Here is a 20,460-nt window from a genome sequence, read left to right on the forward strand (position 1 = left end):
CAAAATTAAATTACCAATTTCAATATTAATCATAAATTGTTTATTTATTTGTAAATTAATTTACAAATATAAAATACTTAGTTTTATATAATCAAAACCAAATACATAAAAATTATAATTCTTTTCACAATAATTGATAATGAAAAAGACAGAGATTTCTCTCTGTCTATAATAAATAATATACATATAACTATCTTAATAATGATAATACACCTTGTGGTTGTTGATTCGCTTGTGCTAACATACTTTGAGCTGCTTGAACAAGAACATTATTCTTAGATAAGTTCATCATTTCTTTAGCCATGTCAACATCTCTTATTCTTGATTCAGCAGCTTGTAAGTTTTCTGCTGAATTATCATTTGTAGCAATAGTATGCTCTAATCTATTTTGTGTTGCTCCCAAATTTGCTCTTTGAGTTGAAACAGTTGCTATAGCTTCATCTATAGTTTCAATAGCTGCTGTTGAATTACTATGATCATCAAGTGTTATTCCATCAACACCTAATCCATTTGCACTCATATCTTCTATTTGTATACCTGTTACTTGGTTAGTATTTGCCCCTATTTGTAACTGTCCATCAAAGTTTCCATCAAGTAATTTTTGAGTGTTAAACTCTGTATCTGTAGAAATTCTATCAATTTCTTCAATTAAAGCATCTAATTCTGCTTGTATTGCTTCTCTATCAGCATCAACGTTTGTGTCATTAGCTGATTGAACTGCTAATTCTCTCATTCTTTGTAGCATATTATGAGTTTCATTTAAAGCACCTTCTGCAGTTTGTATCATTGATACACCATCTTGAGCATTTCTTGAAGCACCTTCAAGCCCTCTTATTTGACCTCTCATTTTTTCTGAAATTGCAAGACCAGCAGCATCATCACCAGCTCTATTTATTCTTTGACCTGAGCTTAACTTTTCAATTGCTTTTCCTTGATTAGTTGTGTTGATTCCCATTTGTCTGTGAGCATTCATTGCATTAAGATTGTGATTAATTATCATTTTAAATTCCTCCTTGAATTTACCTTTTGAACATCCTTGTTCTTATTTTTTTATATTTTATTTTAGACCTAAAACCTTACACTTATATACTCGTTATTTCTTTTTATTACTTTATAGTTTCTTTATTATTTTTTTAATCTATTTTTTAAATACCTTAATAAAATTTAATACTTAACTTTTCATTGAATGAAAAGTATTATAATAAATTTTACAGAATTAAAATAAAAAATGGACTGTCAACAAAGTAAAGTGTAACTTCACTTTGAAACAGCCCTTTATATAAAATACATAAACACCATTTTTACCTTTTATTATTTTTTATTATTTTATACTACCTACAGCTTTTGGTTGAACAGTAAAAGTAGCTGTTATTTCTACTCCATCCTCTTCTGCCCATCCATCAACTGTTCTTACATCACCTAAAATTCCTAAATACATTTTTCCTTTTGCATTAGTTGCCGAATAATCTCCCTCTTCATCATATGTAGCTTCTACTAAACTTCCCATACTAACAACTTCACTACCTTCAGTTCCTGTTACAACTTGTTGTTTATTTTTAGCTTCATTATAAGCTCCTAATGGTTTTACAGATGTAAATTTTCCTTCCTCATTTTTATCTGGTGTTACTGCAAGTTGCCCAATCCATAAAAAAGCATCTTTGCTATCTCCTTCATTTGTCACTTCTGCTGGACTTTCAACAAGATTAAGGTCTCCACTAGCTGATCCTTTTAATTTTGACATTTGTATTTCCACTGGAACATTACTCTTATTTTCTATAGTCATTACAGACGTATTAACTTTACCAGCCTTTCCTATGTTAAATGGATCTATTTTAAATCCAAGAGTTGTTGGTATTTCAACATTTATAATTGCTGGAGCAACTTCTCCTGTTACTGTTAATTCCGCCTCTGTAGTTGTTGAGTTATCTATTGTTTCTGCCATAGCTATTGAAGATGTCCCTAAAAATATTGACATTGTTAATAAAGCACTAATTAATTTTTTATTCATTTTATTATTCCCCCTCATAAATGATAGTGTTTATGTACTTTAATTACTAATTTAAAACATTAATTTCTATGTTTATTCCTGATTTACCCTTTTTATTTTGATCTTTATCATATGATGTAAAATATGCTATTGCTGGATATTTACCCTTTTTAAGTTTTTTATTAAGCTTAATTTCATCAATTCTAGTTCCTTTTGTTATTAAATCTGATTTATAAATTTCTTCATTATCTTCAGTAACTATAGTCATTACATATGAATTTCCATTACTTGATGTATTTTCAAGAAGTATATTCCCAAAAGCATCACCAGTATTAAATACAGGATGTATATTCATCTTAACACCAATCATACTTGCATCTGTTTCCTTCTGCATCTCCTCAATAGTTTTTTTTACATCTGAATCCTTCGTTATAACATTAGGTGCTACTTTTAATTTATTTGTACCTTTTGCTTTTAGAAAAAATACGCCTACTGTAACTAGGAAAACTAAAAACAACATAATATATATAATTCTTAGCTTTTTTGAATTATTTTTCATTGAAGTCACCTCTTCTAAAATAATTAACTACATTATATATTTCGTATAACTTTTAATTTACTTTATATGTTTTTAATATTTTTCTAAATTATTTTTAAACACTAAATTTACCCTTAATTTTATATTCGATTATTTACCTTTTAACTTTAGAAAAAAAGAAAGAAAAGCCTTGCTTTCCTTTCTTTCTAGATACACCAATTAAATAATTATTGAACTTCCGTCATTCATAGTAACTTGAACCTTAGCTCCTTCTCCAAGTTTATTTTCACCAACCCAAAATCTATGACCATAATAATCTATTATTTCTGCCATTTCTTTTTTATCACCATTTATTAATGCTATTTCCTTTATTTCTGGATTACTTATGTAACCATAAAAATACCTTTTACTTTTATCCTTTGTTTGAAAATTATTTATACTAATATTATTATCTATAACTTTAACATTTTCAGCATCACCATAACTATGTTTATAATCTAAAAATCCTTTTTTAAAGTAATCAGCTTCCATTCTAATTCCATCATCCCAAGAATTTTTGTTATATTCATAAATATTACTTTCTACAGAAAATGTTATAGCACCATGTTCTGTCTTAATCTCCTTAAGTAAGGACATAGTATTATTTCCATCAACCTTTGAGCTTAAACTATTAACAGGTTGAAGCATACTGTAATTTAGTCCTAAAAGGCCAACTACAGAAATAGTTCCAATTGCAACGTACTTAAAAACTCTTTTCATATAAAACTCCTTAAGCAAAAATTTAATACTTATATTAAAATAACTAAATACTTTTAAAAATTTAAATTTGCTTATTCAAGAAAAAAACTTTTCCTGCTGCATCTCTATATTGACTATTCATAGCTTTCATTTTTCTAATATTATTTAAATTTTCTCTCACTTTCTCTTTTTTATTTTTTAGTTTTTCTACGAAATCTCTTTCTATTTCTAATACTTCATATTTTTTTATTAATTCTTTTATTTCTGCATTACCATCATTTAATTTAACTATTTCCTTAAGCAATACTGCTCTTTGTTCTAGTAAAACTTCTAAATTTTCAAATTCTTCTTTGTCCAATTCTTTTAAAGCTACTTTACTTAGCTCTGCATATTCTTTTAGTAAATCATCCATTTATTTTACCCCATTTGTTGCATAAAATAAGACATTTGAGAATTTGCCTTATTCATAGCTACCTCAAGTCTTGTAAATTGCTTATAATAAGCATCTTCCTTACTTTTTAAAGCTTTTGTTAATTGATCAATTTTTTTTTGTTGTGTTTCCATCTTTTTAGTTAATTCATTATTAATAGCCGTTGCAGTTCCTTCATAGCCTGCTTTTTTGGCTAGTTTAGATCCTGAACTAACAGCAGTATTATTTAAAGTATCTTTTATTTTTCCAAAGGTATCGTTGAGTAATTTTCTTGTCTCTTCACCATTTTCACTTAAGGCTTTAGATAATTTATCTTCATCTAAAATTATTTTTCCCTTTTGAGTTCTATAGTCTGGATTAGTTGAAATTCCTATAGCACTTAAATTTAATCCGCTTCCCATTTTAGTTGAAAGATGTCCTAAAAATTCATTAATAGTTCCTGACAAAATATTATCACTTCTTAATAAGCCTTTCTTTACCTTTGCATTCCAAAGCTTTATTTCATCTTCACTCATTTCCTTCTTTTGTTCTTCAGTTAAAGGCTTATATGAAGAATCATTTTTTTCAACTAAAAGTTTATTAACCTTATCAATCATATTATTATAATCATTAACAAAGTTTCTTATATTCTCAATAGTTTTTTTTGTATCAGCTTTTCCATTTAATTTACTTTCTTCATAGCCAATAGTAGCCCCTGTACTATCCTTAATTTCTTCAGAAACACCATTTATGCTATACTCTACATTGTCTATGATAAATTTATTACTTGAATACTTTTTATCTCTTACTATATTTCCACTCGAATCTTTTAAATCAACTATGGCATCCTTAGCTTCTATGAATTTAAAGGTATCTTCACCTTTATCATTTTTATTAGCTATACCAGAAATAGACATCTCTAAATTATTACTTTCTCCAGTATTTTTCCCTTCTAAAGTAATATTATTTCCCATTTCTGAATAGGAAACTTTAATATCAATTTTATTAACTCCATCTTTTTTATTATGTTCTGCTATAGCTGTATTAATATTATCTACTATAGCTCTTGAATTTTCTTTTATGGAAATTCCCTCTTTATCTAATAAACTAATATTAATAGTTTCTCCACCAATCTTTATCTCCACATTATCTCCAGTTGCACCCTTGAAAGCATCCATATTTATAGATAACTTAGATGCACTAGCCATTTGTTTAACAGTAACACTATAATTACCTCCCTTAGCACCAGCAAGCCCTCTAGCTGTAACAACTGAATCATTGCTGCTTGTAAAAGCAACAGTTTCATAATTTGAACTTAATAAAAGATTGTTATCCTTATTAGTAGAAGAACCAATATCTAAATACTTAGTATAAATCCCTCTCATATCTTTCATAATATCTCTATAAATCTCTTGCTTATACTCAACTAATAATTTATCCTGTTTAGCTTTATCAACTTTACTTTGATGTGGTTTCATCATTTCCTTAATCATAGTATCAGTATCTAAACCTGAAGAAAGACCACCTAATCTCATAAAATTCACTCCTTACTATATAATTCTTAATTTATCTAAGCAAGTTGTCCCTTAGATAACTTATAAGCTTCATGCCACATATCTCTTACTTCCACAATTAATCCTATGGCATCATCTAATATTTTTACATCTTTCTTTAAGTTAGCTTCAGCTACTGTTCTATTTATAAAAGCATATAAGTCAAATAAATCCTCTGCCCACTTTCCTGCTTTTCTATCTAAAGTAGCCATAAGCTCTAAAAATATATCTTGAACCCTAACTAAATTATTGTGTGCATCTGATATATTTTTTTCTTCTATAGCAATTCTACCCTTTTTAACAAATTTAACTGCTCCATCAACAAGCATTAACAAAAGCTGTTCCCTTGATGCTGATGTTATGCTATTTTCTTTGTATGTATTATATCCATTACTTTTATACAAGTTAATTACCCCCAACATTAATATTCATAAAATAACAATCGACTAAATTATTCTAAAACTTTAGAAAAATCAAACTAATTACGCAAAAAAGCTCTAACATTTCTTCTACAATAATTTTGTAAAGAAATGAAGAGCTTTTAATTGCTAGTTCAATGCTCATAACATTTTGTTTTATTTATTTTCAATTAATTTAAGTAAACTTAAATCTCCACCTATGGCAGCTTTATTTTCATCTGTAACTTCTAGTACAAGTTCCTTTCTCAATATTGAGATTTCCTTTGGTGCATTAATAGAAAGCTTTACTAAACCATCTTCTATTTTCATTACTGATATTTCGATGTTCTCTCCAATTAATATGCTTTCACCCTTTTTCCTTGATAATACTAGCATACTACTTTCCCCCCATTAAAGGTTCTTTTATCTTATATTTATCATTATTTAATATTATTTGCTTACCTTTTTTGTTTTTTATATTTATTATTATAGGTGCTCTTAAATTAGTTGTTATTTTTTCTGGTACTGCATTTAATGTTACAGTATTCATAACAGCAACATCCTCATAACTCTCTATATCCAATTCCTTAATAGTAGCTTCATCTAATTCTATTTCATAATCTTGTCTTACACTAAAAGGACTAACCACAATAAGCCCTACAGCTTTTTCTTCAATAGATTGTAATAAGTTAAACATGGAATTTTGCTCTATTTCAACTAAAACAAATTTTTTTAAATTATTAAATCCCAAAAGTGGTTTTTCAAAAACTACAATATTTTCTTCATTATAGCTTATAGTCCCATAATTCAACGTCTCTAAATTCATAATGTCACCCTCCTATATTGGTTCTATATCTTTTATCTTAACCCATTAAATAAAAGCAGTCTAGATGAAAGGCACAAGCTTTCTATATCTTTTACATTAATTTTATAATTCACATCTAGTAAATTACATTACAAAATTTACTTATCTTATGTAATCTAATAAAGATGGTTGTAATACCTTTGCTGAAGTTTGTAATGATGCCATATATATAGTCCTCATTGTTTCACTTTCTATACTCTTTTCCGTAAAATTAACATCTTCTGTTTTCGATAAAACTTCCTTTAAATTTAGGTTTTCTTCTTCATTTTTACTTTGGGCTGATTCCATTCTATTTTGTTTAGCCCCAACCTCTGCCCTTATAGTTAGTAAATTATCTATAGCATCTGTTACACCCTTAAGATTTTCTTCTATTACCTTGTTTCTATCAACAATATCTGGTGAATTTATATTGCTTATTAACTCTCCTAATAAATTCATCATATTCAGTTCTTCTCCAGCTTCATTTTTAAAGCTTATTATATCTTTTGCAGTAACGTTATAATCCATTACTACACCTTTAGATATTTCTACATTTAAATCTCGTCCTATCATTACTAATTCATCTAAATGTTTTGAATTATCAGTACCCTCTTTTATGGCTACACCTTCTTTACTAATATAATTTAAAAATGAATTTCCTAAGTTATCTTTTTCTGTTCCTACTGGCTTAAATGCTCCTCTTGTTCCACCAAAAATATATCTTCCATCAAAGCTTGTATTTAAAATAGTTCCTATTTCTTCTATTCTTTGATTAATTTCATCACCTATGGCCTTTCTTTCATCTTCTCCATAAGCTGCATTCCCTGCTGATACAGTTAATTCTCTTATTCTTTGCATTGTATCTGTTAGTTGTCCTAAGGCTGTATCTGTTGCATCTAACCAATTTATAGTATCCTTAATATTAGTATTGTATTGCTCATTTGCTTCAATATCTGCATTTAACTGCATACTTCTAGCCACTATAAATGGATTATCAGAAGGTCTATGAACTGTTTTTCCTGTAGTCAATTGATTTTGTATTTTTTGCATTTGATTTAAATTTCTATTCATATTGTTAAGATATCTAGTTGTCATCATTTTATTGGTAACTCTCATTTAAACTCCCCCTTATCTCTTCAATCCATTTACAACAACATCTAGTAATTCATCTACTGTTGAAATTACTTTAGCATTTGCATTATAAGCATGTTGAAATTGAACTAAATTTATAGTTTCTTCATCTAAATTAACCCCTGATATACTCTCTCTTTGCATTGCTATATCCATAACTAAGTTACTTTGATTTTCAACCATTCTTTGTGCTTCCTGACTTTGCACGCCGAGTCTATCTATAATGTCCTTATAGTAACCTTCCATATTCATTCCAGAAGTATTATTTTCTATAGTCATTCCATTATTTATTAATCTATTTCCACCTTTACTTAAGTCAAACAAATCTGCTCTTTTTCTTATGGTTCCACCTATATTTTGTAACTTTATCATTGAATTTCTAAGTTGAGCAATAGCTAATGCTCTTTCTCCATCAGTTTCACCATCTACATTATTATTAGCTGTATATGGATAATCACTATCATGAGTTTTTGTTTTTAACTTCATAGGATCTTTTAAAAGTTCCTTATTTATTGTTATAGTAGCAGCCCTTATGGAGCCTTCTTCTTCTAAAAGTTTATCTAAATTAATTACTGTCCCATCTATTCCATATTTAGCAATTGCTGAATTTACAAAGAAAGGCATATAATCCTTATCTGGATATCCATTTCCACCTATAGCATTTTCAACTCCAGAATGTATAGCATTTACCGATAAAGCTAATCCAAGTGCCATTCTATCAAGTTGCTTTATATAATCATTTAGATCCTTTTGTACTGACATTGCACCAGATAATTCACCGTGATTTGGTGTAAACACCATAAGTTCACTAGCTGTTATAGTTTCATTATTTCTAAGAGGTGAACCATCACCTTTTACTGCCATTCCCCTTGAATCTGATAAAATAACTCTAGAGTTTTCTATTTGCTTAAGAGTTTCATCAGTAACATCCCTAATAGTTAAAGTTTTTATATTATTTTCACTATCCATATTTCCTAATTGGTAATAGCTTATTTTATATGTAGTTCCAGAAGGGTCAGTATTATCCCTCTCTATAGTATTTATATATGATAATCTCGTATAATCACTATTAGGATTAGCATTAACAAGAGGTGGAACTGAACTTAATGTCCCGCCCTGTGCTCTTACATTAATTCCTTCAAACCCTTCTTTATCTACAGAAATTCCAAACTTCCTACTCAACTCATCTAAAAGTAAATCTCTCTTATCCATTAAATCATTTGGAGAATTTCCTGATATACTTACAGTGGTAATCTCTTTGTTAAGTTGATTTATCTGATCTAACATTGAGTTTATACCATTAACTGAATTTCTTATTTCATTTTGAGCATTATTTCTTAATTCTTCTAATCTCTTAGCTGTATGATTTAATGCATCTGTTAAAGCTAAACTTTGTTGTACAACTACTGTTCTATTATTAGAGCTTTGAGGTTGTTTTGAAAGTTCTTGCCATGAATCAAAGAATTTACTCATAAGATTAGCTATTCCTGTATCTGATGGTTCATTAAATATTCCTTCAACTTGGCTTAAATAACTACTTCTCATATCATAAGTACCCAAAATAGAATTTTCATTTCTAACTTGATAATCTAAAAAGTTATTTCTAACTCTTTCAATAGCTTGAACTTGTGCCCCTGTACCTACTTGTCCAACTCCATTACTTAAACTCTGTGCTCTATTTGTAACTATTTTAGCCCTTTGTTTAGTATAGCCTGCCGTATTAGCATTTGATACATTATGAGATGTAGTATTAAGACTTTGTTGTGCAGTAAACATCCCACTTCTTCCGACATTTAACGTAGAAAATAAACTCATAAATTTTTCCCCTTTATTACTTAAACTTATATATTATAAACTTTGACTTAACCCTTAAATACGTCCATAAGAATTATAGGTTTTTGCTTGCCTATTTGGATTAAGTATCATAAGCATCTTAGTATTATAAGAAATTTGTTGTTTTAACAATAGCTCATTACTTTCTTTTTGTAACTTTAAAAGTTCTACTAATTTCTTAGCTTCTCTAAATAATTCTTCAAGCTCCTTATCTTTACTATTAAAAACAATCTCCTTTAAGGAAACTCCATTTAAAACTCTTCTTCTTTTTACTTCTAACTCTGCTATTTCTTTATTACATAACTTTATTTCATCTACTATAGATTCCACCTCTATAGGATCATTACTCATTATCAACTTATATTGCTTATCAAGTAACTTTAATAATTTTTTTAATCCTATAGATTCTTCATCAATAATATTTTTTAAAACTATTAAATCCATTAAATATTATTACCCCTCATTCTTTCAACCATAGCTTTAGCTAAATCTTCACTATTAACTTTATATGTTCCATTTTTTATAGCTTCTTTTATTCTTTCTATATCCTTACTATGATCAACCTTTATATCTAAACTTTTATTTTGTATTGATTTAGCTACATTAGAAATTTCTAGTTTGTCTCTTAACTGTATATTTTCTTTTTTAACAGAATTATTCACCTTACTTTTTCCATAACTATTCATTATTCTATTAGTTGAATTTATACCATTTATATTCATAACAAATTCCTCCTTTAGCTACTCTCTATTTCTTCTATAATAATATTATCGTATATAAATTTATTTTATTTATACTTATTTTTAATTAAAAATGAAAAAAAATCAAACAAAGAAAGCCATATTTTACCTATAAACGACAAAATACGACTTTCTTTTTTATTACTTTAAACTATTTAATCTTTCTTTTCCACTTACTATACTAGTAATTCTAACACCAAAGTTTTCATCAACAACAACAACTTCTCCATAAGCTATCATTTTTCCATTTACTAATATTTCTACTGGTTCATCAGCTAATTTATCTAGCTCTATTAAGGATCCAACCCCTAAATTTAATATATCCTTTATACTCTTCTTAGTTCTTCCTAGAAGCACTGAAACTTCTAAAGGAACATCCATTATTAAATCTATATTATTATATCCTGAAACATTAGTATTTTGTTCTAAGCTCTCAAATTTTACATTATGTACCTCCACAGGTTGTCTAGGAGGTTCCACTCTAACTGACTCCTCATATGTACTAACTAGTTCATTAACTATAGGTTTTGGTTCTACATAGGTGTTTTCAATTGGAGCTATTGGTTCATTTTCACTTACAGAAGCTACTGAATCACTTTCATTGCTTTCAGTATCTTCTCCCATCATTATAGATATAATCCTTCTTCCTGTTTTTATAGGAAGTATTTGCATTATATTACTATCAACTAAATCACCAATATTTAAATTAAAACTAACACTTATAATAGCCTCTTCATCTCTTAAATCATCTGCAATAGGCTCACTTAAGGTATTCCAAGTCCTAGAATTTGGTGGCGATATGTTTACTTCTCTTGCAAACATTGTTGCCATGGAAGTTGCTGCTGAACCTATCATTTGATTCATCGCTTCTTGCACTGCACTTATTTCAATTTCACTAAGCTCTGTAGCTGTAGCTTCTCCATTTCCACCCATCATTAAATTAGCAATAACAGCTGCATCAGGAATTTTCATTATTAATATATTTTTTCCAACTATCCCTGATGTATATTCAACCTCTAATAAAATATTAGGAACATCAAAATTATTTTTTAATTCACCAATAGTAGTTACTCCTACAATTGGTGTAGTTATATTAACAGGTTGATTTAATATTTGTGATAAAGCTGTTGAAGCTGAACCCATAGAAATATTCCCTATTTCTCCAAGTAAATCCTTATCTAATTCTGATAATACTACTTCTTCTACTTCTGGTTCCCCTTCTCCATTATTATCTTCTCCAACATTAAGTAAAGAATCTATTTCTTCCTGTGATAAAAATCCATCACTCATTATTTTCCACCACCTCTTCAATTGTGTCGAGAATCTCTAATCCTCTATATTTTCCTATTAATCCAGGTTTCCCATAATAACAGCTTCTGTCCCCTACAATAACCTTTATAGGTTCCTTTGTAGTTGTATTCAATGTAACAACATCTCCTACAGCAAGCTTTAAAAATTCATCAATGGTAATATTCCCTTTACCAAGCTCTGCTTCTAAATTTATACTCACTTCATTAATATTTCTTTGAAGTTTAAATCTATTTTCTGTCTTATCCTCTTCTGCATTATGTTCAAACCAATGCTGAACTACCAATTTATCCATGATTTTTTCAATACTTAAATATGGTAAACAAAGATTTATGAAACTTGTTCCACTTCCCATTTCTATAGAAAAAGTAATTAGAGCAACTGGTTCAGTTGGTGCTATAGTTTGATTAAGTGCTGGATTAGTTTCCATCCCCTCAATCTCTGAAGTAACATCTAAAATTTCGCTCCAAGCTACTTTTATATTCTCTATTACTCCCTCTGCAACTTGTTTTACTATATTTTTATCTATATCAGTAAACTCCTTGCTTATTTGCTTTCTGTCACCATTTCCCCCAAGAAGTATATCTATAATTTGAAAACTAAAAGATGGATTAAATTCAAATACAAGAGTTCCATTCAGTGGAGCTAATTTAAAATTCATAAGAATTGTAGGATTAGGCACCGAATGTATAAATTCTTCATAGGTTAACTGTTCAACAGTTACTAATTTAACTTTAGCATTTTTTCTTACTCTTCCTGTTAAATAGTTAGATAATACCCTTGCAAAATTATCATGTATTAATTCTAAAGTTCTTATTTGTTCCTTAGAAAATTTCTGAGGACTTTTAAAATCATAGACTTTTACCTTTGCTTCTACTTTGTCCTGTTCTAATTGTTCAGGTTCAACTTCTCCTGTAGATAATGCAGATAGGAGTGCATCTATTTCACTCTGTGACAATACCTCACTCACTATATCCCCTCATTTCAATTAATTACCTAATAATTTATTTAAATCAACTAAAGTAACTATTCTATTTTTTAAGTTAACTATTCCCTTAACATATTCTTTTCCTAACTCATTATCAAATTTTTGAATTATTTTTTCATCAATTTCTAGAACCTCTTCAACTTCATCAACTAAAATTGCAATTTCCTCTTCCTCTATGTCAATAATTATTACATTTCTTTGACTGTTATCTTCCTTATCTATATTTAAAAGTAAATTTATATCTAACAAAGACAATATATTTCCTCTTAAATTAATAAGTCCCTTTATATGCATAGGTGCTTTTGGAACCTTTGTTATTTCCATAACATCTGTTATGCTTTGAACCTTAGCTGTTTCAACTGCAAACAATTCATCTTTTAATTTAAATATTACTATTTGCATTTTCTACTCCTTACTTCATAGCTTTATTTATAGCTTCTAAAACTCTATTAGCTTGAAAAGGCTTTACTATAAAGTCTTTTGCCCCTGCTTTTATAGCATCCATAACCATTCCTTGTTGTCCCATTGCACTACACATTACCACTCTAGCATTTGGGTCGAAGGCTTTTATAGCTTTAACTGCCTCTATTCCATCCATCTCTGGCATTGTTATATCCATAGTTACTACATCTGGCTTTTCTTGTTTATATAATTCAACTGCTTTTAAGCCATTACTTGCTTCTCCTATTACTTCAAATCCATTTTTTGTTAATATATCCTTTACCATCATTCTCATAAACGCTGCGTCATCTACTATTAATACTCTTGCCATTTCAAATTCCTCCCTAAACTTAACTAAAACCCTATTGAACTTAATATTTTATCTAATGAATCTTCACTTGGAAGATAATATAAACAAGTACTAAGGCTGTCACCAATAACTTTTAAATTTGTTTTTATCTCTAATATTTTATCTGCTTGTTGAAGACTTTCTATAAATGCAGTTGTAAGTATAGCTCCTGTCATATCATGGGCTAATGCTGGAACAGAAGCTAACATTCTTATCCCAGTAAATTCAGATACTGCATTCATATAAGATGCTCCTATCATATTTCCTATTTCACATAGGACTGATTGTCCCATCTCACTCTCTTCAATTTCACCCTCATAATTTATTAAGGTTTTTATAACTTTTTTTGCTGTTTCCTCACTAAATGTAAATAATATATTTCCTGGTGCATCTCCAATAATCCTTATTAATACACCAATAACCACCTCCTCCAATGCTATTTTTTCATAAATTGTCTCAATGTCTATTATCTCTAAATAAGGAATATTTATATCTATTTCTGTGCTCAAAAGAGATGAAAGTGCATTAGCCCCATGGCCAGCTCCAATATTAAATATCTCCTTAACTGCATCTAAATGCATATCTGTTAATTTAGAATAATCCACTTTTACCACCCTTTTTTACTCATTATATTAAAGCTGCTACATCTAAAATTAAGGTAACTAATCCATTTCCTAAAATAGTTGCTCCTATATATTCCTTTAGATTTTCTAAAGTTTTTCCTAAAGGCTTTATAACCACCTCTTGTTGCCCAAGTAAGCTATCAACTAAAAGTCCAACTTCCTTACTTCCTACTTTAACTATGATTATGAACTTCTTTGCGTTTTCGCTTGATTCAATTTCAAAAACTTCATTTAGCCTTATTAAAGGAATTATATTTTCTCTATAAATAACAACTTCTTTTCCATTAGTTTTCTTAATATCATCTTCTCTATAATCAATTACTCTATCTATAAATCCTAAAGATATAGCAAAGTTCTCTTCTCCAACCTTAACAAGTAAAGCTTGTATTATTTGAAGCGTTAAAGGAAGCTTTATTATGAAGGTAGAACCTTTTCCCTCTTCACTATAAAGTTCTATAGTTCCTCCTAGGGCTGATATTTTTGTTTTTACAACATCCATACCAACTCCTCTTCCAGAAAGGTCTGTTACAACCTCATTCGTACTAAATCCTTGAGCAAAAATTAAATTCCTTATTTCATCTTCACTAAGTCCTTCAGTATTTATTCCAACCTTTTCTGCCTTAGCCTTTACCTTTGAAATATTAACCCCTGCACCATCATCTTCAACTTTAATTACAGCCTTAGTTCCCTCTTGATAAGCAGTAAGTTTTATTGTTCCTACAGGGCTTTTCCCTGCTTTTTCCCTATTTTCTCTACTTTCTATACCATGGTCTGCTGCATTTCTTAATAAGTGAATAAGTGGTTCACCAATTTCATCAATTACGGTTCTATCAAGTTCTGTATCTTGCCCTTCTATAATAAAGTTTATTTCTTTCTTAAGATCTACAGCTACATCTCTAATCATTCTAGGAAATCTATTAAAAACAACCTCTAGAGGAAGCATCCTTATTTTCATCACTAAATCTTGTAAATCTGATGTAGTTCTTGCTACTTGCTCTAATATTTCATTAAGCTCCATAAATCTATTATCATTATTCACTTGCTCTAATCTTGTTCTATGTATAACAAGCTCGGATACCATGTTCATAAGCTTATCTAATCTCTCTAAATCAACCCTAACTGATTGATGAGCCTTACTACTCTTATTTGGAGTCTTTTTAGCTACATTCTTAGGCTTTTCTTTAACTTCTTCTTTCTTTTCTTCTATTTTTTTAACTTCTTCTTCTATTTTTTTCTCTACTAATTTATCTACTTCTAAAAGTTCTGTAGAATATCCATCAACCTCTGAAAGCCCTTCTAGAGTCTCATTTATTCTAGATTCTATAGTTTCTGTTAATAAAATATACTCTAAAGTAAATTCAAAATTTTCAGCTTCTACATCTTCAGTTGATGGATAAGATTTTATTACTTCTCCAAGTTCCTCTAAATCCTTCAATATTAAAAATGCTCTTGCTGATTTTAATAAAGTATTTTTATCTAACTCTATTTTTATCTTAAAAGCTTCAAATCCTCTTTCTTTGGCTTGACTTATAATACTTAAGTCATATTCATTAAGTTCTAATAACTCCTTAGATTCAAAAATTTCAATTTCTTTTTCTTCTATATTTTCACTAGAAACCTTAACTAATTCCTTCATTATTTCATTTATATTTACATCTGAATTTTCCTCTATGGAATTTTCAACATTATCAACCATTCTTTCTAAGCCATCTAAACATTTAAATAACACAGTTACTACTTCAGCGGTTACATAGATTTCACCATCTCTAAACTTTGAAAGAACATCCTCCATTTTATGAGTTAATTCAGCTATATGATTAAAACCCATAGTGGCAGCCATACCTTTCATAGTATGGGCAACTCTAAATATTTCACCTATTTTTTCAATATTTTCTGGTTCCTTTTCTAAATCTAAAAGACAGTCATTTAACATTTGTAAATTATCTTTTGATTCTTCAAGGAACATACTCATATATTGAGTTGTATCCATTAAATTCTCCCCCTAAATTTTTTTATATATAAAAGTTGATTCCTTTTCATATCCAAATTCCTTAAAATTATTTATGCTTTCAGTAGCTCCAACAAAAAATAATCCACCTTTATTTAAAGAATCTCCTATCTTTTTATATATAGATTTTTTAATATCATTATTAAAATAAATTACTACATTTCTACATAAAACTATGTGAAAATTATTATCATATTTATCTAATATTAAATCTGCTCTCTTGAATGTTACACACTTTTTAATATCCTCTGAAAGATAAAATTGTCCATTTTTTTCTCCAAAATACTTTTTATATGTTGATGGAATACTCTTTAATTCGTTTTTTGTGTAAATTCCCTCTTTAGCAGCTTGTAAAATATTCTTATCAATATCAGTGCCTATAATCTTAAAATTACTATAACCATTTTCTTTCAATAACATAGCAACAGAATATGGTTCACAACCTAATGAACAAGCAGCACTCCATATCTTTAACTTCTCTTTCTTATTTGGAAAGTTAGTATTTATACTTTTTTCTAAATTTTTATATAACTCAGGATTCCTAAAAAATTCTGTTACATTTATAGTTATAAAATCTAAAAATTTATTTCTATAACTTATATTTCTTTCCATAACTTCTGTAAACTCTTTTAAACTTTTAATCTCTAATCTTCTCATTAGATTCTCTATTCTTCTTCTTAATTGCTCTTGCTTGTATCCTTCTAAATTAATCCCTAACTTTAAATGCACCCACTTGTAAAACTCCTTATATTCCATAGCTCACCTATCCCTTAACTATTTTAGATATAACTTCAGCCATCTTTTCTAAAGGAACAACTTCATCTATGCACCCTGTTTCATATGCTACTCTAGGCATTCCATATATTAATGAAGATTTCTCGTCCTGACTTATACAATATCCATTATTTTTTTTAGAAAAAGCAGTACCCTCTGCACCATCTCTTCCCATTCCTGTTAAAACTACTGTTAGCAATCCATCTCCATAGACTTCTGATGCCGTAATGAATAATTTATCTACAGCTGGTCTTACTCCCCATAAAGGTGACTCCTTTGTTAGTGTTATTTTCTTACTCTTGTTTATTTCCATATGGTATCCGCCTGGAGCTATGTAAACTACATTTCTGCCAATAATTTGTCCCTCAAAGCCTTCACAAACTCTAAGAGCACTATGTTTATCTAGTCTTTCTGAAAAAGTTTTAGTAAAACCAACAGGCATATGTTGCACAATGAATATGGGAACACCTAAATCTTCTGGTAACTTTGTTATTATTTCATTTAAAGCTTTTGGTCCTCCTGTAGAAGCACCTATTGCTACTGCTTGTATTTTCCCTTTATTTTTTTCTATTATATTTCCTGTAGTTTTTATTTTCCTTACTTCAATGTCTTTTGCTCTTCTTATATTATTTTTCTTTACCTTTGCAAGAACTCTTATTTTACTAACTAAATCTTCCTTTATAGTTTTTAAATCTGAAGTTCTTTTAGATGGTTTTGAAATAAAATCTAAAGCACCTAACCTTAAGCATTCAATTGTGGTTGTTGATGACTTAGTAGTCAATGAACTTACCATTAAAATTCTATAGGCCTCTTCTCTCTTATTTAGTTCCTTAAGAACTTCTATGCCATTCATATTATCCATTTCCACATCTAAAGTAATTAAATCTGGTTTTTCATATTCTAACTTCTTTAAAAGCTCTGTTCCGTTTCTAGCTACACCTATTACTTCTATATCATCTTCTTCATTTATCATATCTGATATAATTTTTCTTATTAATACAGAATCATCAACAACAATAACCTTTATTTTGCCATTCATAGCTTAAATCCCCTTTTTAAACTTCTTTAATCTGTCATTTCCCACCATTTCTATAATAACTTCTCCTGTTTCTATATCTAATGTCATATTTCTTCCCTTATTACCACCAACATCACTAGATACAAGAGGAATTTTATTTTCTACAAGAACTTCTTTTACCATTTCCACATTATTTTTGCCTATATCATTCATAATGCTATTATCAGAAAAATTAAACATAGATGCACCACCAGCTATTTTTGCTTCTAACATTCTTTTATTAGCTCCTAATTTAACTAATTCTGAAATTAACAAAGGGATAGCTGTATCTGCAAATTTCATTTTATTTTTATTATTATTAAATTTTCTACTATCAGCTAACATTACATGGGCTAATCCACCTATTTTTTTATATTTATCATATATGGTTATACCAACACATGACCCTAAGCCTACAGTTGTTATTGCCCTAGAAGTCTTACTTACTTTTAAATCTGCTATGCCAACAGTGATCTTTTCAACTTCTCCCATAACATTCTCACTTTCAAATTAAAAACTTATTCTATTCAAGCAATGCTGAGAATTTTTTCTACATCTAAAAGTATCACTAATCTTCCTTCAAAATTAACTACTCCACTAAAAAAATTCCCTTCTTTAAAAGCTAATTGTGGTATACTTTTTTTATTTTCTAAATTTAAATCTATAATTTTTGAAATCCCATTAGTTTTTAAAGCTACTTTTTTATCTTCCTTAGTCACTATTATTAAAGTAAGTTCTTCTTCATCTCTTTCCTCAATAGAAAAGAGTTTAGCTAAGTTTACAACATTTAAAACAGTATCTGAATAATCTATTATACCTTCTACAAAATATTCTTTTTCTGGAATAAGAGTTATACGACATTGGTTTAATATCCTATGAATCTCTTTTATACTTATAGCAAATTCACTTCCTGCAATATTAAATATTAATATTTTTTCATAATCCATTTTTTTCTCCCTAAGCAACTAAATTACTTTAATATTTATCAAAATTAATATAAAGTTTTTTAACATTTAAAATATCGACCATAAAATAACACTACTTAAGATTTATTTATATTATACTTTCATTTATTTAATAAAATAACATTTTAACTAATTATATACTAAAATAATACCAAATTGGATATTCTTTCTCCATAGTTTAAGTATATTTTTTACTTATATTTAACTATTTACTAATTTCTTTTTTTTAAAATCTATATTTCTTTTTTACTTATCCTTATATACTCTATAATTTTAAAACGAAAGTAAAAATATTTAAATTTAAACTATTAGTTATAAAAAAAACTATCTTTGTATCTATGAGTTCTTCTTGTAGTATTGCCAGCTTTTGAACTAATAGCCTTTATATAATCATGATATTGATAACATTGTGAATCTCCAGAAATTATTTTTCCTAATGAATTATTTGTTACTCAATGATTTAACTTATACCTCCATTTTATCGAATATTTTATAGAACTTTAGCTTCTTTAGCTGTTGTTGACATAGGTAATGACATGATTGCAAATAAAGCAGATATAGCTATAGTTTTAAATGATTTTTTCATAAAATAACCTCCTCAAATTACAACTTCCGTTTTTTATTAAAATAACATAATATTTCTAAATTAGTATTATTATTTAAAATAATGTAAAATATTATATATAACTGTATTTTAATGGAATGATTAATTAGGAGGTGTAGCATGAATAAAAAGCTAAATTCAAAATTATCAAATTATTTTTTTATTATTTCTTGTTCAATAATCACTTTACTATTCTCAATAAGTGTTTCATCAATTACTGAAGAGATAAAAAAATATAAAATCAATAATCCTAAATATAATAAACAAATTACTTTTCCAGATAAATCCAATATCTATTTAAATGATTTATATGAAATATTAAAGGATAGAAATATAACTATTAAATTACAAAAATATAGAGAAGATGATATGATTGTAGAAACATATTTAAATATTAATGATATGTTTTATAATCAATATATAGAAAGTACAGAATTAATTTCATTAAAACACTTTAGAGAAAATACCAATTGGGTAATATTTAGTAATACCTTTAATGGAAATAAAACTTTAGATATAAAATTAGAAAATGGAATAATAAAAAACATCCACTTAGATGAGTTTGGAAAAATTTATTCCAATGAAGGCAAGATGATTATTAATAATCATCTTTTTAACCAATATATAAAAAATAAATCCTTAAGTGAAAAAGATATAAATATAGTTTTGTCTGGAGATGAAAAAGAAATACAAAATTGTATAAAAATAATACAAAACTCTTTATTAAATAGTAATACTACACTTAAAATAAATGATTATTTTTCATATGATACATCAACTGAATGGAAAGGCCTTATTTTTTCACTAATATTAATATTTTTAATCTCATTTTTAAATACTATTGGAATTTCTTATTTCTTAGTAAAAAATATAGAAAAAGAAATAATTATAAAAAAGGTTGTTGGAGCATCTAATTTTAACATTATCAAAGAGTTTTTTCTTTATTTTAATAAAATAGCTATAAAGTCTTTTTTTATAGCTATAATATCTCATTTAGCACTTAATTTTATTAGTAATGGATACTTAGGAAATATGAAAATATCAATGAATTTTTTTAATTTATTAATGTCATTTATTTTTATAATAACTTTCTCCATTATATCAATAATACCTTTTTTAGTTTATATAATAAAAATTGAACCTGTATTAATTACTAGGAGGAATTAGATGCA

Annotated in this window: 24 protein-coding genes; 1 reads left to right on the forward strand and 23 read right to left on the reverse strand. The window is 27.9% G+C overall.

What is annotated here, in order from left to right; translation table 11 throughout:
• Positions 1-190: 190 nt before the first annotated feature.
• From ARA19_RS12630 to ARA19_RS12740, 23 genes are all read right to left on the reverse strand, one after another.
• A complete protein-coding gene (locus ARA19_RS12630) occupies positions 191-1,000 on the reverse strand; it encodes a flagellin N-terminal helical domain-containing protein (protein WP_055071326.1) in 810 nt (269 codons plus the stop codon).
• A 321-nt stretch (positions 1,001-1,321) separates the two neighbouring features.
• Positions 1,322-2,008 carry a hypothetical protein gene (locus ARA19_RS12635; RefSeq protein WP_055071327.1) on the reverse strand — a complete coding sequence of 229 codons (687 nt, stop codon included), beginning with the start codon at positions 2,006-2,008 and terminating at the stop codon, positions 1,322-1,324.
• Positions 2,009-2,054: 46 nt separating this feature from the next.
• Positions 2,055-2,546 (reverse strand): hypothetical protein, encoded by a 492-nt coding sequence (locus tag ARA19_RS12640; protein ID WP_055071328.1) that lies wholly within the window; start codon positions 2,544-2,546, stop codon positions 2,055-2,057.
• A 198-nt stretch (positions 2,547-2,744) separates the two neighbouring features.
• Positions 2,745-3,284 carry a hypothetical protein gene (locus tag ARA19_RS12645; RefSeq protein ID WP_055071329.1) on the reverse strand — a complete coding sequence of 180 codons (540 nt, stop codon included), beginning with the start codon at positions 3,282-3,284 and terminating at the stop codon, positions 2,745-2,747.
• 61 nt (positions 3,285-3,345) lie between these two features.
• Positions 3,346-3,675, reverse strand: a complete 330-nt coding sequence (locus tag ARA19_RS12650; protein ID WP_055071330.1) for a hypothetical protein — start codon at positions 3,673-3,675, stop codon at positions 3,346-3,348.
• Positions 3,676-3,680: 5 nt separating this feature from the next.
• Entirely contained in the window at positions 3,681-5,207 is a 1,527-nt protein-coding gene (gene fliD / locus ARA19_RS12655) for a flagellar filament capping protein FliD (protein WP_055071331.1), read from the reverse strand.
• Positions 5,208-5,242: 35 nt separating this feature from the next.
• Positions 5,243-5,629 (reverse strand): flagellar export chaperone FliS, encoded by a 387-nt coding sequence (gene fliS / locus ARA19_RS12660; protein ID WP_055071332.1) that lies wholly within the window; start codon positions 5,627-5,629, stop codon positions 5,243-5,245.
• 171 nt (positions 5,630-5,800) lie between these two features.
• A complete protein-coding gene (csrA, locus tag ARA19_RS12665; RefSeq protein ID WP_055071333.1) occupies positions 5,801-6,019 on the reverse strand; it encodes a carbon storage regulator CsrA in 219 nt (72 codons plus the stop codon).
• A gap of 1 nt (position 6,020) precedes the next feature.
• Positions 6,021-6,449, reverse strand: a complete 429-nt coding sequence (gene fliW, locus ARA19_RS12670) for a flagellar assembly protein FliW (protein ID WP_055071334.1) — start codon at positions 6,447-6,449, stop codon at positions 6,021-6,023.
• A gap of 141 nt (positions 6,450-6,590) precedes the next feature.
• On the reverse strand, positions 6,591-7,583 hold the full coding sequence (gene flgL, locus ARA19_RS12675) for a flagellar hook-associated protein FlgL (RefSeq protein ID WP_055071335.1): 993 nt from the start codon (positions 7,581-7,583) through the stop codon (positions 6,591-6,593).
• 12 nt (positions 7,584-7,595) lie between these two features.
• Positions 7,596-9,413 carry a flagellar hook-associated protein FlgK gene (flgK, locus tag ARA19_RS12680; RefSeq protein WP_055071336.1) on the reverse strand — a complete coding sequence of 606 codons (1,818 nt, stop codon included), beginning with the start codon at positions 9,411-9,413 and terminating at the stop codon, positions 7,596-7,598.
• A 54-nt stretch (positions 9,414-9,467) separates the two neighbouring features.
• Complete coding sequence (gene flgN, locus ARA19_RS12685; protein WP_055071337.1) at positions 9,468-9,875, reverse strand: flagellar export chaperone FlgN; 408 nt, start codon at positions 9,873-9,875, stop codon at positions 9,468-9,470.
• Positions 9,875-10,153, reverse strand: coding sequence for a flagellar biosynthesis anti-sigma factor FlgM (locus ARA19_RS12690; protein WP_055071338.1), 279 nt, complete (start codon positions 10,151-10,153; stop codon positions 9,875-9,877). Before ARA19_RS12690 ends, flgN begins: the two co-directional genes overlap by 1 nt.
• Before the next feature lie 159 nt (positions 10,154-10,312).
• Positions 10,313-11,461: a flagellar motor switch phosphatase FliY gene (gene fliY, locus ARA19_RS12695; protein WP_055071339.1), complete on the reverse strand. Its 1,149-nt coding sequence runs from the start codon at positions 11,459-11,461 to the stop codon at positions 10,313-10,315.
• Positions 11,454-12,449, reverse strand: coding sequence for a flagellar motor switch protein FliM (fliM, locus tag ARA19_RS12700; RefSeq protein WP_055071340.1), 996 nt, complete (start codon positions 12,447-12,449; stop codon positions 11,454-11,456). Before fliM ends, fliY begins: the two co-directional genes overlap by 8 nt.
• An 18-nt stretch (positions 12,450-12,467) precedes the next feature.
• Complete coding sequence (locus tag ARA19_RS12705; RefSeq protein WP_055071341.1) at positions 12,468-12,869, reverse strand: chemotaxis protein CheW; 402 nt, start codon at positions 12,867-12,869, stop codon at positions 12,468-12,470.
• Between the two features lie 10 nt (positions 12,870-12,879).
• Positions 12,880-13,239, reverse strand: a complete 360-nt coding sequence (locus ARA19_RS12710) for a response regulator (RefSeq protein WP_055071342.1) — start codon at positions 13,237-13,239, stop codon at positions 12,880-12,882.
• Between the two features lie 23 nt (positions 13,240-13,262).
• A complete protein-coding gene (locus tag ARA19_RS12715; RefSeq protein WP_055071343.1) occupies positions 13,263-13,862 on the reverse strand; it encodes a chemotaxis protein CheC in 600 nt (199 codons plus the stop codon).
• A gap of 22 nt (positions 13,863-13,884) precedes the next feature.
• Complete coding sequence (locus ARA19_RS12720; RefSeq protein WP_055071344.1) at positions 13,885-15,870, reverse strand: chemotaxis protein CheA; 1,986 nt, start codon at positions 15,868-15,870, stop codon at positions 13,885-13,887.
• 12 nt (positions 15,871-15,882) lie between these two features.
• Positions 15,883-16,644, reverse strand: coding sequence for a CheR family methyltransferase (locus ARA19_RS12725; RefSeq protein WP_055071345.1), 762 nt, complete (start codon positions 16,642-16,644; stop codon positions 15,883-15,885).
• A gap of 7 nt (positions 16,645-16,651) precedes the next feature.
• The gene (gene cheB, locus ARA19_RS12730; protein ID WP_055071346.1) at positions 16,652-17,701 is read right to left on the reverse strand and encodes a chemotaxis-specific protein-glutamate methyltransferase CheB; all 1,050 of its coding nucleotides are present in this window, start codon (positions 17,699-17,701) and stop codon (positions 16,652-16,654) included.
• A gap of 3 nt (positions 17,702-17,704) precedes the next feature.
• Entirely contained in the window at positions 17,705-18,211 is a 507-nt protein-coding gene (locus ARA19_RS12735) for a chemotaxis protein CheD (protein WP_055071347.1), read from the reverse strand.
• 35 nt (positions 18,212-18,246) lie between these two features.
• Positions 18,247-18,666, reverse strand: coding sequence for a chemotaxis protein CheW (locus ARA19_RS12740; RefSeq protein WP_055071348.1), 420 nt, complete (start codon positions 18,664-18,666; stop codon positions 18,247-18,249).
• A gap of 742 nt (positions 18,667-19,408) precedes the next feature.
• Between ARA19_RS12740 and ARA19_RS12745 the strand changes: the two genes are divergently transcribed.
• Positions 19,409-20,455 carry an ABC transporter permease family protein gene (locus tag ARA19_RS12745; RefSeq protein WP_055071349.1) on the forward strand — a complete coding sequence of 349 codons (1,047 nt, stop codon included), beginning with the start codon at positions 19,409-19,411 and terminating at the stop codon, positions 20,453-20,455.
• Positions 20,456-20,460: the final 5 nt, after the last annotated feature.

The organism is Clostridium massiliamazoniense, from assembly GCF_001403635.1.
GTDB lineage: Bacteria > Bacillota > Clostridia > Clostridiales > Clostridiaceae > Sarcina > Sarcina massiliamazoniense.